The following is a 14,201-nucleotide window of genomic DNA, read 5'->3' on the forward strand; positions in this document are numbered from 1 at the left end:
AGGTTACAACCCGGCGAGCAATTGCCGATAGGCTGCGGCCAGGTGCTCAAGCAACCGGTCATCGCTAAAGACTTCACGCAGCGCAATATGACTGCTGGCTTGCACTCGCGGCGCCAGTCCGCAGCTTTGGTAGAACAGATTGACCGCTGCCACCATCTCGTCACGCTGGTTGTCCAGCAGCAATGCGCCGTGCACCAACACCACCGGACGTGCTCCACCCTGGGCCTGGCGCCAGCGCTGGGCAGTGCCCACCAGCTTGCGGCCATTGAGATTGACGTTGTAACGCCCGTCACAAAATGCGCCTTCAACCTCGCCCAACGATGACTGGCCGCCGAACGCCGCAAGCACCTTCAGCATTGGCTGGCATAACCGCAGGTAAGCCGTCTCGATACGGTCGCGATCCACATCCGTCGCAGGCTGGGCATAGACCAGCGCAATGTTCACCGTGGCCGGTGATTGCGGCACCGGCTCACCACCGGTCTCACGCAGCAAGACCGGCCAGCCGCTTTCGGCCAGAACCTTACAAGCCTCGTCGAACCCGGCCAGCCGGCTCATGCGCCGGGGCATGACCAAGGCCTGCCGGTCAGGACGCCAGAACAGCAGGCCATGCTCGGCCTCACCGGCGCACACCGCGCCAAGCAGGTCCAGCTCAGCCTGCAGACCTTGCTCTACACCTGCCTCGACGATCATGCCGGCCACCGGGTCAGTCAATCACCGGCCCGATAGCGCTGGGCGCTGCACCGCGCTCGGGGAAGAACAGACGCTGCAACTCGGTGCCCGGCTGCTCGGCACGCATGAACGCCTCGCCGACCAGGAACGAATACACGTCGTTGATTTCCATCAGCTCGACATCGGCGCGATTGAGAATCCCGCTTTCAGTGATCACCAGACGGTCACGCGGAATGCGCGGCAGCAGGTCCAGCGTGGTTTCCAGGCTAACGTCGAAGGTGTGCAGGTTACGGTTGTTGATGCCCACCAGCGGGGTATCCAGAGTCTTGAGTGCGCGCTCCAGCTCCTCACCGTCATGGACCTCGACCAAGACATCAAGACCAACGCCCTTGGCGGTTGCGGCCAATTCAGCCATGCGCCCATCATCCAGGGCCGAAACGATCAGCAGGATGCAATCGGCGCCCAGCGCACGGGCCTCGACCACCTGATACGGGTCGATCATGAAATCCTTGCGGATCACTGGCAGCTTGCACGCCGCACGGGCTTGCTGCAGATACGCATCAGCGCCCTGAAAGAAGTCGATGTCAGTCAGAACCGACAGGCAGGTCGCCCCGCCCTGCTCATAACTGACGGCGATTTCGGCAGGCTTGAAATCTTCGCGGATCACGCCTTTGCTCGGTGAGGCCTTTTTGATCTCGGCAATCACTGCCGGCTGCTTGCGCCTGGCCTGTTCTATCAATGCATTAGCAAAGCCACGCGGTGCATCACCCCTGGCAATCTGTTGTTCCAGTTCGGCCAGGCTGACCCGGGCACGACAGGCAATGACTTCTTCAGCCTTGCGGGCCAGGATTTTTTCCAGAACCGTCGGCACGCTCATCCTTCATTCTCCAGCTTGAATACGGCGGTAAAAGCGCCCAGCTCTTCGAGTTTTTCCCGGGCCAGACCAGTGTGCAACGCATCGTGAGCCAACTCCACGCCTTCTTTGAGGCTGTAGGCATGATCAGCGGCGTAAAGTGCAGCGCCAGCGTTGAGCACGATCATTTCGGCAGCCTTTTGCCCGCTCTCGGTCTTGCGTCGTCCCAGCGCATCACGAATCAGTTCCAGCGAGGCTTGCGGGCTGTCGACTACCAGGCCATACAGGCTCTGGCTCTTGATCCCCAGGTCCTCGGGCTGGACCCAGTACTCAGTGATCTGATCGTTGTTCAATTCAGCGACAAAGGTTGGCGCTGCCAGGCTGAATTCGTCCAGACCATCCTGAGAGTGCACCACCAGTACGTGCTTGCTACCCAAGCGCTGCAACACCTCGGCCAGCGGCCGGCACAAAGCCTGGGTAAACACGCCCACCACCTGATGACGCACACCGGCCGGGTTGGTCAGCGGGCCAAGCATGTTGAACAGGGTGCGCAGCCCCAGGTCTCGCCGGGGGCCGGCGGCGTACTTCATGGCACCATGGTGCATTTGCGCGAACATGAAGCCGATGCCCACACTGTCGATGCAACGAGCGACCTGCACCGGGCTCAGGTTCAGATAGACACCGGCAGCTTCAAGCAGGTCGGCACTGCCGCTTTTGCCCGACACCGCACGGTTGCCATGCTTGGCCACGGTGCAGCCAGCAGCGGAGATCACCAGCGAGGCGGCGGTGGATACGTTGAAGATATTCGCGCCATCACCACCGGTGCCGACAATGTCGACCACCCGCTCCAGCGTCTGCAACTGCACCTGGCCTGCCAGCTCACGCATCACCGAGACAGCGCCGACGATTTCATCGATGCTCTCGCTTTTCATGCGCATGCCCATCATGAACGCGCCAATCTGCGCCTCGGTGCACTGACCGGTCATGATGTCGCGCATCACCTGGCTCATTTCTTCAGTGCTCAGGTCCAGATGATTGACCACCCGGTCCAGGGCAGTCTTGATATTGATTGTGCTGCTCATGGGAGTTCCTTATGCCTGACGACTGCCGCCGGTCTGTTTGAGAAAGTTGGCGAACAGCTCATGACCCTGCTCGGTGAGGATCGACTCGGGGTGAAACTGCACACCCTCGATATTCAGAGTCTTGTGCCGCAGGCCCATGATCTCGTCCACTGAACCATCGGCATGCGCCGTCCAGGCAGTGACTTCCAGGCAGTCGGGCAACGTCTCGCGCTTGACCACCAGCGAGTGATAACGGGTCACCACCAGCGGCTGGTTCAGCCCATTGAACACGCCCAGGTCTTCATGGGCCACCGGGCTGGTCTTGCCGTGCATCACCTGGCGGGCGCGCACCACATCACCACCAAACGCCTGACCGATCGATTGATGGCCCAGGCAGACACCGAGAATCGGCAGCTTGCCGGCAAAGTGACGGATCACTTCAAGCGACACGCCAGCCTCGTTAGGCGTGCAAGGCCCTGGCGATACCACGATACGCTCAGGGTTGAGCGCCTCGATCTGGGCAATGGTCAATTCGTCGTTGCGGATCACTTTGACATCGGCACCCAGCTCACCCAGGTACTGCACGACGTTGTAGGTAAAGGAGTCGTAGTTATCGATCATCAGCAGCATGTAGCTCACCTCTTGAATTCGCTGACTTTGAAACCGCCCCGCGCAGGTCGTCGCTCACAGGTCACCATCACCAGGATGGTCAGGCATCCGGGGCGCACCAGCAGACAGATTACGAGGGCACATTGTTACGAGTCCGGCGTGGCCGGAAGGAGAATAGTCAGGCGCGCCAACGCCAACGGGCGTGAGCCTTGATAACGCGCATCAAGAGTTTGCTGACAGTCGTCACGGAAGGAGTCTCTTCTAAACGTTTCGGGACATTAGCGTACCGGGTCACACCGCGCAATCATTGTACGCAAGAAAACCGACGCAATATCCCATCAGAAACCGACAGTTAAAGCGCATCAGCCCACAAGCACATCATTTGCCCAGACAGACATCGCGTATTACGCCCAATGCTGCGCGTAACCGGCCATCGGCCTGGCAACTGTGCCAATGCTTGCTAGGGTGTCTGGGGCCGGTAAAAACAACAACACGGATGGCTACCATGCGCTCACTCGTCTCGCCGTTTTCCTCGTTGCGCAAGCCGCTGCTGGCTTGCCTGCTATCACTGGGCTGCCTGCCGACGCCGGGCACCGCAGCGCCTTACTCGACCCTGTTCGTCTTCGGCGACAGCCTGGCCGATGCCGGGCAATTCCCGGATCTCGCCGGCCCCAGCGGCGCGAGCCTGCGGTTTACCAACCGCACTGGTCCGACCTACGGCAGCGGTGAAATGACCGGCTACAGCTCTCCGACCCTGCTGGGCATGATGCTCGGCATTGCGCCTGCCGATCTGAATGCCTCGACTTCACCGCTCAACGCCGCCCTGGGTCTGCCCGACGGCAACAATTGGGCGGTCGGCGGGTATCGCACTGACCAGATCCTGGCGGCCATCACCTCGCAGTCCAGCGTGGTCGACCCCAACTCGGGAACCACCTTGCGCACCCGGCCGGGTTACCTGCCCGGCAATAACTTTCGCGCTGATCCCGATGCCTTGTATTACCTGACTGGCGGCGGCAACGACTTCCTCCAGGGCCGGGTACTGAGTGCCAGCGATGCGCGGGCCGCCGGTGGCCGCCTGGCCGACAGCGCCCAAGCACTGCAGCAGGCCGGTGCACGCTACATCATGGTCTGGCTGCTGCCGGACATCGGCCAGACTCCGGCCTTCAGCGGCAATCCGGCACAACCTTTGGTCTCTCAACTCAGTTCCGCCTTCAACAGCCAGCTGGTCGCGCAACTGGCGCAGATCGATGCGCAGATCATCCCGTTGAACATTCCGCTGTTCATCAGCGAAACCCTGGCCGACCCGGCCCGTTACGGCTTTGCAGCCAATACCAATCTGATCGGCACCTGCTTCAGCGGCGACAGCTGCACAGCCAACCCGATCTACGGCCTGAACGGCAGCAGCCCGGACCCGAGCAAGCTGTTTTTCAATGACCGCGTACACCCCACCACCGCAGCACAACAACTGCTCGCCGATTACGGCTGGTCGATCCTCTCTGCACCTTGGGAACTGACCCTGCTGCCGGAAATGGGTCACAGTACCTTGCGTAGCCAACAGGATGAGCTGCGCGCGCAATGGCTGGCAGACTTCGGTGCATGGCAACCGATTGGCCAGTGGCGCAGCCTGGTCGCCGCCGGCGGTCAGCATCTGGATATCGACGCCCAAAGCAGCGGCGCCCAAGCCGATGGCCGTGGCTACAACCTGACCCTCGGCGGCAGCTACCGGTTTGCCGAGCACTGGCGCAGCGGTCTGGTTGCCGGAGCCTATCGGCAGAGTTTGAAAGCAGGAACGCTTGATTCGCACTACCGCCTCAATGGTTATATCGCCAGCGCTTTCCTGCAGTACCAGGCCAACAACCTGTGGGCTGATCTGGCCGCGTCCGGCGGGCGTCTCGACTATGATCGGGCCGAGCGCAAATTCGCTCTGGGCGTCGCCGAAGCCCAGCAAAAAGGTGACACCGACGGTCACCTGTGGGCGTTGAGTGCACGACTGGGCTATGACCTGGCCGGCGCCAACCGCCCCTGGCACCTGTCGCCGTTCATCAGCGCCGACTATGCCCGGGTGAACGTGGATGGCTATCGCGAGCGCGGTAATGGCTCGACCGCCCTGACCATCGACGATCAAGAGCGCACCTCAAAGCGCGCCGGGGTCGGCCTGCTGGGCAAATGGCAATTGAGCAATGCCACCCAAGTGTTCGGCGAAATCGCCCACGAGCGCGAGTTCGAAACCGACCCGCAACAACTGCGCATGGCCCTGACCAGCCTGTCGTCGATCAACTTCGAGCTACAAGGCTATGAGCCTCAGCGCAACCTCAACCGCGCCAGCCTTGGGGTGGCACATAAAATCAGTCGCGACCTGAGCCTGCGCGCCAATTACAACTGGCGCAAGAACGACGAACTGACCCAGCAAGGGGTCAGTGTCGGAGTGAGTCTGGATTTCTGAAGCGAGCGGGAGCTGTAGGACCGGCTTTAGCCGGGAATCGTTAACCGTTTCTTCCCGGCTAAAGCCGGTCCTACAAGCGGATCGCCACCCGGCCCCTGCTACTGCTGCTCAGCCAAAGCAACGGCGCGGAACATGGCGCGGCGTTTGTTGATGGTTTCTTCCCATTCAAGCGCCGGCACCGAGTCGGCCACGATGCCGCCACCAGCCTGCACGTGCAGCTCGCCATCCTTGATCACTGCGGTGCGGATAGCGATGGCGGTGTCCATGTTGCCGTTCCACGCCAGGTAACCCACCGCACCGCCGTAGACGCCGCGCTTGACCGGCTCCAGTTCGTCGATGATTTCCATGGCACGGATCTTCGGCGCCCCTGACAGGGTGCCGGCCGGCAGGATCGCCCGCAATGCATCCATGGCCGTCAGGCCACTCTTGAGCTGGCCTGTGACGTTGGAGACGATGTGCATCACGTTGGAATAACGCTCGATGACCATCTTCTCGGTCAGTTTCACGGTGCCGATTTCAGAAACCCGCCCCGTGTCGTTACGCCCCAGATCGATGAGCATCAGGTGTTCGGCAATTTCCTTGTCGTCGGACAGCAAGTCTTCTTCCAGCGCCCGGTCGGCTTCTTCGTTCGCGCCACGCGGACGGGTCCCGGCAATCGGTCGCACGGTGACCAGGTTGTCCTCGACCCGCACCAGCACTTCCGGCGAGCTGCCCACCACATGGAAGTCGCCAAAGTTGAAGAAGTACATGTACGGCGTCGGGTTGAAGCAACGCAGCGCCCGATACAGATCGATAGGCGCAGCCTTGAAGTCGATGGACATCCGCTGCGACGGCACCACCTGCATCACATCGCCTGCCAGGATGTACTGCTTGATGGTGTCTACGGCCCGCTCATAGTCGCTCTGGGTGTAACTTGAGCGGAACGCAGGTTCGGCGGCCGGCGGACGCGACAGGTCCAGCCCACGACGCGGGGTGATCGGCTGGCGGAGCTTTTCCATCAACGCATCAAGCTGGGCCAGACCGTTTTCATAAGCATCGGACTGCGCCGGGTCGACCAGCACGATGGCGTGCATCTTGCCGGCCAGATTGTCGAATACCACTACCGCATCGGAAACCATCAGCAGGATATCGGGCACGCCCAGCGGGTCCGGGTTCGGGCAGGTGGCAAGACGTTTTTCGACATAGCGCACACAGTCATAACCGAAGTAACCGACCAGCCCCCCATTGAAACGCGGCAACCCCGGCAGGGTCGGCACGTTATAGCGGGCCTTGAAGGTCTCAACGAACGCCAGCGGATCTTCAACCTCCAGGCTCTCGATCTCGACGCCATCGCGGGTCACGCTGACCTTGTGGCCATAGACGCGCAATACCGTGCGGCACGGCAAGCCGATAATCGAGTAACGCCCCCACTTCTCGCCGCCCTGCACCGACTCCAGCAAATAGGAGTTGGGCTGGTCAGCCAGTTTGAGATAGATCGACAAGGGAGTATCGAAATCGGCCAGTGTATCGAGGGCCAACGGGATACGATTGTAGCCTTCAGTGGCCAGACGCAGGAATTCTTCGCGGTTCATGAAACGCCTCGTGGTATGAGGATAAACAGTCAGTCGGGCAAGTTGCCCATGGCAAACGTGCCGCATGCGCGGCCAGGAACAAGTCAGGCGCGCCAGCGCCAGCGGGCCAGGGCCTTGATGACTTTCATCCAGAGTTTGCGAGTGACCACCACGATGGAATCTCTTTGCGAGGGATGTTCAATGTCGGGCAACAGTATCTCAGCGCCCATGTCCAGGCAACCGGGAATCAGCTTGCGCAGATCATCAATCACCAGCGACGGCGACTCCTCGGCAATCGGTCGCCCATGGTTGTAACCATAGGTCAGGCCGACACTGGCAACCCCGGCCGCCTTGGCCGCCTGCACATCACTGCGCGAATCGCCCACGAACAGTGCTTGGGAGGCGTCTACCCCGGCCATTTTCATGACCTGAAACAACGCCGCCGGGTCGGGCTTTTTCTGTGGCAGGGTATCGCCGCCGATGATCCAGCGGAAAAACCGCCCCAGTTTCATCTCATCAAGCAGCGGCGCGACGAACTGCTCCGGCTTGTTGGTGATCAGGGCCATTTCCACGCCCTTCTTCTGCAGCCACTTCAGGGTTTCGCGCACACCGGGGTACACCACGGTATGTTCATGCTTCTCGGCATAGGCCTGCATGAACAGTTCAAGCCCCTGTTCGGCCAACCCGGCATCGACGCTCGCATGCTCGATATCCCCGGCCAGGGCACGGCGCACCAGCACCGGTGCGCCATTGCCAACCCAGGCCCGTACAGCCTCCAGCCCCGCCGCCGGACGCCCAAGCCCCAGCAGCATCTTGTCGACTGCCACGGCCAGGTCGGGCACCGAGTCGACCAGGGTGCCGTCCAGATCGAACATGATCAGTTTCGGCAACTGGCCTGGAAAAAGCTGTTCGAAGCCGCTCATGGGCGGGCCGCTGCCAGCTCGCTGCGCATTTTGTCGATGACTTGCTTGTAGTCCGGGGCATTGAAAATCGCCGAGCCGGCCACGAAGGTATCGGCCCCGGCGGCAGCAATCTCGCGGATGTTCTGCACGTTCACACCGCCGTCGATTTCCAGACGAATGTCACGGCCCGATGCGTCGATCAGCGCACGTGCCTGACGCAGCTTGTCCAGCGTACCGGGAATGAACTTCTGCCCGCCGAAGCCTGGGTTGACGCTCATCAGCAGGATCATGTCGACCTTGTCCATCACGTACTCCAGCACGCTCAATGGCGTGGCCGGGTTGAACACCAGGCCCGACTTGCAGCCACCGTCACGGATCAGTTGCAGGGACCGATCAACATGCTGGCTGGCTTCGGGGTGGAAAGTGATGTAACTGGCACCGGCCTCGATGAAGTCGCCGATGATGCGATCGACCGGGCTGACCATCAGATGCACATCGATCGGCGCGGTGACGCCATACTTGCGCAAAGCGCTGCATACCATCGGGCCGATGGTCAGATTCGGCACGTAATGGTTGTCCATTACATCGAAGTGCACGAAGTCGGCTCCAGCGGCCAGGACACTGTCGACATCCTGCCCGAGGCGGGCGAAGTCGGCGGAAAGAATCGATGGAGCAATAACGAAGGGCTGCATGGCGCACCTGTTGGACTGAATCACGGTGGCGCGCATTGTACCCCAGTAGCAGCTTCAAGCCGCAAGCTGCAAGCCATAAGCAAGAGCAGCCTTCACCACGGAGCGCTCTTGCTTGCCGCTTGAAGCTCGCAGCTTGTGGCTGCTTTATTCCGCCTGGGTGCGCAGTTTCTCGCTGCGCCCGCGCAACCATTCCAGCACCAGCAACAGGGCCACGGAGAAGCCGATCAGCAAGGTCGCGGCAGCGGCGATGGTCGGGCTAAGGTTCTCGCGGATGCCGCTGAACATCTGCCGGGGCAGGGTCGCTTGCTCGGGACCGGCGAGGAACAGGGTCACCACCACCTCGTCGAACGAGGTGGCGAAGGCGAACAGCGCGCCACTGATCACGCCAGGGGCGATCAGCGGCAGGGTCACGCGGCGAAACGCGGTCAGCGGCGAAGCGCCCAGGCTGGCGGCGGCACGCACCAGGTTATGGTTAAAGCCCTGCAAAGTGGCCGACACAGTAATGATCACGAACGGCACACCCAGTACCGCATGCACCAGGATCAGCGCGGTGTAGCTGTTGCCCAGCCCCAATGGCGCGAAGAACAGGTAGCTGGCAACACCCACGATCACCACCGGCACGACCATGGGCGAAATCACCAGGGCCATGACCAGCGGCTTGCCGGGGAAATCGCCACGGGTCAGGCCGATCGAAGCCAGGGTGCCGAACACCATGGCCAGGAAGGTCGCTGCCGGGGCGACGATCAGGCTGTTTTTCAGGGCGCGCATCCACTCGGCTGACTCGAAGAAGTTTTCATACCACTGCAGCGAGAACCCTTGCAGCGGGTAGACCAGAAAGCTTCCGGAGTTGAACGACAGCGGCACGATCACCAGCACCGGCAGCACCAGAAACAGCAGAATCAGCGCGCAGAGGATGCGCAGGCTGTAGTACCAGATGCGCTCGACGGGCGAAGTGTAAGGGGTCAGCATGGCGATTCTCCTCAGCTCAGACGCAGGCGGCTGGCGCCGACCAACCAGCTATAGATCAGGTACAGCAAGATGGTCGCCAGCAGCAGCAGGCCGCCCAGCGCTGTCGCCATGCCCCAGTTGATGCTGGTGTTGGTGTAGAAGGCAACGAAGTAGCTGACCATCTGATCGTTCGGGCTGCCCAGCAACGCCGGAGTAATGTAGTAGCCGATCGACAGGATGAACACCAACAGGCAACCAGCACCGATCCCGGCGTAGGTCTGCGGGAAGTACACCCGCCAGAAACTGGCGAACGGGTGGCAACCCAGCGAAATCGCCGCACGCATGTAGCTCGGCGAGATGTTTTTCATCACGCTGTAGATCGGCAGGATCATGAACGGCAGCATGATATGCACCATGGCGATGTACACCCCGACCCGGTTGAACACCAGCTCCAGCGGTTTATCGATAATGCCCATGGCCATTAGCGCACTGTTGATCAAGCCACTCGATTGCAGCAGCACGATCCACGCCGCCACCCGCACCAGGATCGAGGTCCAGAACGGCAACAGCACCAGAATCATCAGCAAGTTGCTCTGCCGCGACGGCAGGCTGGCCAGCAGGTAAGCCAGCGGGTAGGCCAGCACCAGACAGATGGCGGTGATCACCAGCCCCATCCAGAAGGTGCGGGCAAAAATATCCAGGTAGATGGCCTGATCCGGTGAGGCCGGGGCCACTTCGCCAACATCGTCGATACGGTGATCGAGCGCTGCCAGCAGGTAATATGGGGTGACGCTACTGGTGTTACGACGAATCGCCTGCCAATAGGCCGGGTCGCCCCAACGCTCGTCCAGCGCTTCGAGTGCTTCTTTGTACGACACCGGTTCAGTCGCGAACGGCAGCGCACGGGAGGTCTTGCTCAACAGACTGCGATAACCGGCCAGTTCCTGGTTCAGGCGCTTGGACAGCTCACCTACAGTCGAATTCTTGCGGGCTTCGGCCAGGTCCAGGCTCAACGCCTTGTACGCCGCTTCCGGCGGCAGGCCTTTGCCATCCCACTTGTCCACCTCAACGATGGTGGTAGGCAGTGCTTCAACGACCTCTGGGTTACCCACGCTCTTGTAAAGCAGCGCAGCAATCGGCACCAGAAACACCAACAGCAGAAATATAACCAGCGGCGCGATCAATGCCTGAGCCTTGAAACGGTTGACCCGTTCGGCACGAGCCAGACGTTGCTTGAGGTTGGGACTGGCGCCTTCAGACAGGGGCACGGCGGTGGCCATAGCGAACTCCGAAATCTTTTAACGAGGGGGGCATTCCCCTGACAGGAAATACCCCCGGTCTTACGCAGGGGCAGACGCTTACTTGGCAGCCCAGGCAGTGAAGCGCTGCTCCAGGGTTTCGCCGTTGTCGTTCCAGAACGTAACGTTCATCTGCACCTGGTCTTTGATGTTTTCTTCGGTGGTCGGCATGTCAGCCAGAATGGTCTTGTCCAGCAGCTTCACAGCGTCGGTGTTGGCCGGGCCGTAAGCGATGTTTTCCGAATAAGTCTTCTGCTGTTCGGCGCCCAACGTGTAGGCAATGAACTTCTTGGCCGCCTCGGCATTTTTCGAACCCTTCGGAATGGCCCATGCGTCGAAGTCATACACGCCGCCGTTCCACACCACTTTCAGGTTGCTTTCTTTCTGCACCGCAGCAATACGACCGTTGTAGGCCGAACTCATGACAACGTCACCCGAGGCCAGGTATTGCGGCGGCTGGGCACCGGCTTCCCACCACTGAATGTTTGCCTTGAGCTCGTCGAGTTTCTTGAAGGCGCGGTCTTGGCCGTCTTTGCTGGCCAGTACGGTGTAGACATCTTTCGGTGCCACACCATCGGCCATCAGGGCGAATTCCAGGGTGTACTTGGCGCCTTTGCGCAAGCCGCGCTTGCCCGGGAATTTCTTGGTGTCCCAGAAATCAACCCAACTGGTCGGTGCGGTGCTGACTTTATCGGCATTGTAGGCAAGGACCGTGGACCAGACGAAGAAGCCTGCGCCACAGGTGGTAATCGCGCCTTTGACGTATTTGCCAGCATCACCCAGCAGCTTCGGATCCAGCTCTTCGAACATGTCTTCGTCGCAACCGCGTGCCAGCTCCGGCGACTCGACCTCTACCAGGTCCCAGGACACGCTCTTGGTGTCGACCATGGTCTTGATCTTGGCCATTTCACCGTTGTACTCACCTGCAATGATCTTGCCGTTGCCAGCCTTCTCCCACGGGGCATAGAAGGCTTTTTCCTGGGCGGCCTTGTTGGCGCCGCCGAAGGAAATAACGGTCAGATCGGTTGCCATGGCGTGCGCTGCACACATCATTCCCAGCGTAATAGCGGTGAACTTCAATGGTTTGAGCATTTATTCTTCTCTCCACGGGCAGTGTTGGTTAAGCAATGAGTGAGGACGATGGATCGTCTCTGTTCAGGGTTTTAGTGCACTTGCTGCAGCGGATCGAGCGCACGGGCGTGCTCGATCTGCCAACCGATCGGCACGACATCGCCCACGCGCATGGCAGGGTCGAGTTCGGCGATTGGCTGTTTGACGAAGAAGTCGGTTTTACCGGCGACCTCCATACGCACCCGGACGTGGTCGCCCAGGTAGATGAACTCGGCCACCCGGCCAGAGAAACGGTTGGCGCAACTCTCACTGCGGCCATTGAGGCTGATGCGCTCAGGGCGGATCGACAACGTCACCGGGTCGCCGCTCTGGCCGACGTTCACCGCCAGCGCCTGAACCTTCTCGCCACGGCTCAGTTCCACCACACAACGCTCACCTTCCTGGCTGACCAGGCGGCCATTGAGGCGGTTGTTCTCGCCAATGAAGTTGGCTACAAAAGTATTTTTCGGCGCTTCATAGAGCGTGCGCGGGGCGTCGATCTGCTGGATTTCGCCTTGATGGAATACCGCCACGCGGTCGGACATGGTCAGCGCCTCGCCCTGGTCGTGGGTCACGTAGACCACGGTCACGCCCAAGCGCTGGTGCAGGTGCTTGATCTCCATCTGCATGTGTTCACGCAACTGCTTGTCGAGGGCCCCCAGCGGTTCGTCCATCAGCACCAGTTGCGGCTCGAACACCAGCGCACGGGCCAGCGCCACACGCTGCTGCTGACCACCGGACATCTGGGTCGGGTAACGATGCGCGAAGGCGTCGAGCTGGACCATGCCCAAGGCACGTTTGACCTTCTCGCCGATGTCGGTCTTGCTCAGGCCACGCACCGAGAGCGGGAATGCCAGGTTCTCGGCCACCGTCATGTGCGGGAACAACGCATAGTTCTGGAACACCATGCCAATGTCGCGCTTGTGCGGTGGCACGTTGTTGATGGCCCGACCGTTAAGCAGGATCTGCCCGGCGGTCGGCGTCTCGAAGCCGGCCAGCATCATCAGGCTGGTGGTCTTGCCCGAGCCGGACGGCCCGAGCAGGGTCAGGAACTCGCCTTTGCGAATATCCAGGTTCAGGTCTTTGACGATCAGTGATTCGCCATCGTAGCTCTTCTGCACACCACGAAAGCTGACCAGAACATCATTGGCCCCAGCACTTGAATCGACGTCGCTCATTACCCACACCTTTGTTATGACTATGACTGCGTGAGTTCAAGATTAGTGCAGGCCATAAGCCGCGCAAATCGGCAGCGCGGAGAGAATGAGCTAAGCGCGATGGAAGGTGATTTGTAGGGATCGCCCTACACGGATGACGCTATTGAATATGCAAAATTGCCTTGAACCTCGCAGGAGCGGCTTTAGCCGCGAACCGTCGCGATTATTCGCGGCTGAAGCCGCTCCTACCCAGTCGGTTACAGATAAGTGCAGGGTTAAAGCAGCTTGTGCTCCAGCGCATATTTGACCAGTTCGGCCACCGAATTGACGTTGAGTTTCTGCATCAGCCGCGCCTTGTGGGTACTGATGGTCTTGCTACTGAGGGCCAACTGATGGGCAATGTCGTTGACGTTGGCGCCCTGAGCCAAACGCTCGAACACCGAAAACTCGCGTTCGGACAGTAACGAGTGCAGTGGCCGGCTGTCAGTCAGACCGACCTCAAACACCATGCGGTCGGCCAGTTCCGGGTCGATGTAGCGCCCACCGGCCGCCACCCGGCGAATCGCGGTCAGCAGCAATGCCGGATCGCTGTCCTTGGTCGCGTACCCCGCCGCACCGAACTTCAGTGCCCGGGCGGCCATTTGCGCTTCATCATGCATTGACAGCATCAGGATTGCCGGTGGGTTGTTCAGCGCGCGAATCCGTGGAATGGCTTCCAGACCGTTGACGCCGGGCATGGAGATGTCCAGCAACACCACCTCGCAAGGCACCTGACGTAAAGTCTCCAGCAACTGTTCGCCGTTGCTGGCTTCGCCAACCACTTGCATGTCCTTGGCCAGACCGATGAGCTGCTTGATGCCTTCGCGCACGATGGTGTGGTCTTCGGCTACCAGTACACGAATCACAGTG

13 protein-coding genes are annotated in these 14,201 nt (G+C 60.6%); 1 reads left to right on the forward strand and 12 read right to left on the reverse strand.

What is annotated here, in order from left to right; all coding sequences use genetic code 11:
- Window positions 1-3: 3 nt before the first annotated feature.
- From PSCI_RS06205 to PSCI_RS06220, 4 genes are read right to left on the reverse strand one after another with little or no spacing between them, the layout of a single operon-like run.
- Window positions 4-690, reverse strand: a complete 687-nt coding sequence (locus PSCI_RS06205) for a lipoate--protein ligase family protein (RefSeq protein WP_045493897.1) — start codon at window positions 688-690, stop codon at window positions 4-6.
- 13 nt (window positions 691-703) lie between these two features.
- A complete protein-coding gene (trpC, locus tag PSCI_RS06210) occupies window positions 704-1,546 on the reverse strand; it encodes an indole-3-glycerol phosphate synthase TrpC (RefSeq protein WP_045484216.1) in 843 nt (280 codons plus the stop codon).
- A complete protein-coding gene (trpD, locus tag PSCI_RS06215) occupies window positions 1,543-2,592 on the reverse strand; it encodes an anthranilate phosphoribosyltransferase (RefSeq protein ID WP_045493900.1) in 1,050 nt (349 codons plus the stop codon). Before trpD ends, trpC begins: the two co-directional genes overlap by 4 nt.
- A 21-nt stretch (window positions 2,593-2,613) precedes the next feature.
- Window positions 2,614-3,213 (reverse strand): aminodeoxychorismate/anthranilate synthase component II, encoded by a 600-nt coding sequence (locus tag PSCI_RS06220; protein WP_045484218.1) that lies wholly within the window; start codon window positions 3,211-3,213, stop codon window positions 2,614-2,616.
- Window positions 3,214-3,697: 484 nt separating this feature from the next.
- On the opposite strand from PSCI_RS06220, the gene estP reads away from it, so the two are divergent.
- On the forward strand, window positions 3,698-5,635 hold the full coding sequence (estP, locus tag PSCI_RS06225) for an esterase EstP (protein ID WP_045484222.1): 1,938 nt from the start codon (window positions 3,698-3,700) through the stop codon (window positions 5,633-5,635).
- Between the two features lie 98 nt (window positions 5,636-5,733).
- Here the strand turns inward: estP and trpE are convergent, their stop codons facing one another.
- From trpE to PSCI_RS06265, 8 genes are all read right to left on the reverse strand, one after another.
- On the reverse strand, window positions 5,734-7,206 hold the full coding sequence (trpE, locus tag PSCI_RS06230) for an anthranilate synthase component I (protein WP_045484226.1): 1,473 nt from the start codon (window positions 7,204-7,206) through the stop codon (window positions 5,734-5,736).
- A gap of 83 nt (window positions 7,207-7,289) precedes the next feature.
- Window positions 7,290-8,108: a phosphoglycolate phosphatase gene (locus tag PSCI_RS06235; protein ID WP_045484229.1), complete on the reverse strand. Its 819-nt coding sequence runs from the start codon at window positions 8,106-8,108 to the stop codon at window positions 7,290-7,292.
- On the reverse strand, window positions 8,105-8,779 hold the full coding sequence (gene rpe, locus PSCI_RS06240) for a ribulose-phosphate 3-epimerase (protein WP_045493903.1): 675 nt from the start codon (window positions 8,777-8,779) through the stop codon (window positions 8,105-8,107). Before rpe ends, PSCI_RS06235 begins: the two co-directional genes overlap by 4 nt.
- A 144-nt stretch (window positions 8,780-8,923) precedes the next feature.
- Window positions 8,924-9,748, reverse strand: coding sequence for an ABC transporter permease (locus PSCI_RS06245; protein ID WP_045484232.1), 825 nt, complete (start codon window positions 9,746-9,748; stop codon window positions 8,924-8,926).
- A gap of 11 nt (window positions 9,749-9,759) precedes the next feature.
- A complete protein-coding gene (locus PSCI_RS06250) occupies window positions 9,760-11,007 on the reverse strand; it encodes an ABC transporter permease (protein ID WP_045484236.1) in 1,248 nt (415 codons plus the stop codon).
- Window positions 11,008-11,085: 78 nt separating this feature from the next.
- Window positions 11,086-12,117, reverse strand: coding sequence for a polyamine ABC transporter substrate-binding protein (locus PSCI_RS06255; RefSeq protein ID WP_045484238.1), 1,032 nt, complete (start codon window positions 12,115-12,117; stop codon window positions 11,086-11,088).
- Window positions 12,118-12,188: 71 nt separating this feature from the next.
- Window positions 12,189-13,313 (reverse strand): ABC transporter ATP-binding protein, encoded by a 1,125-nt coding sequence (locus PSCI_RS06260; RefSeq protein WP_045484241.1) that lies wholly within the window; start codon window positions 13,311-13,313, stop codon window positions 12,189-12,191.
- Between the two features lie 254 nt (window positions 13,314-13,567).
- Window positions 13,568-14,197 carry a response regulator gene (locus tag PSCI_RS06265; RefSeq protein ID WP_045484244.1) on the reverse strand — a complete coding sequence of 210 codons (630 nt, stop codon included), beginning with the start codon at window positions 14,195-14,197 and terminating at the stop codon, window positions 13,568-13,570.
- Window positions 14,198-14,201 lie beyond the last annotated feature (4 nt).

It is taken from the genome of Pseudomonas sp. StFLB209, from assembly GCF_000829415.1.
Classification (GTDB): domain Bacteria; phylum Pseudomonadota; class Gammaproteobacteria; order Pseudomonadales; family Pseudomonadaceae; genus Aquipseudomonas.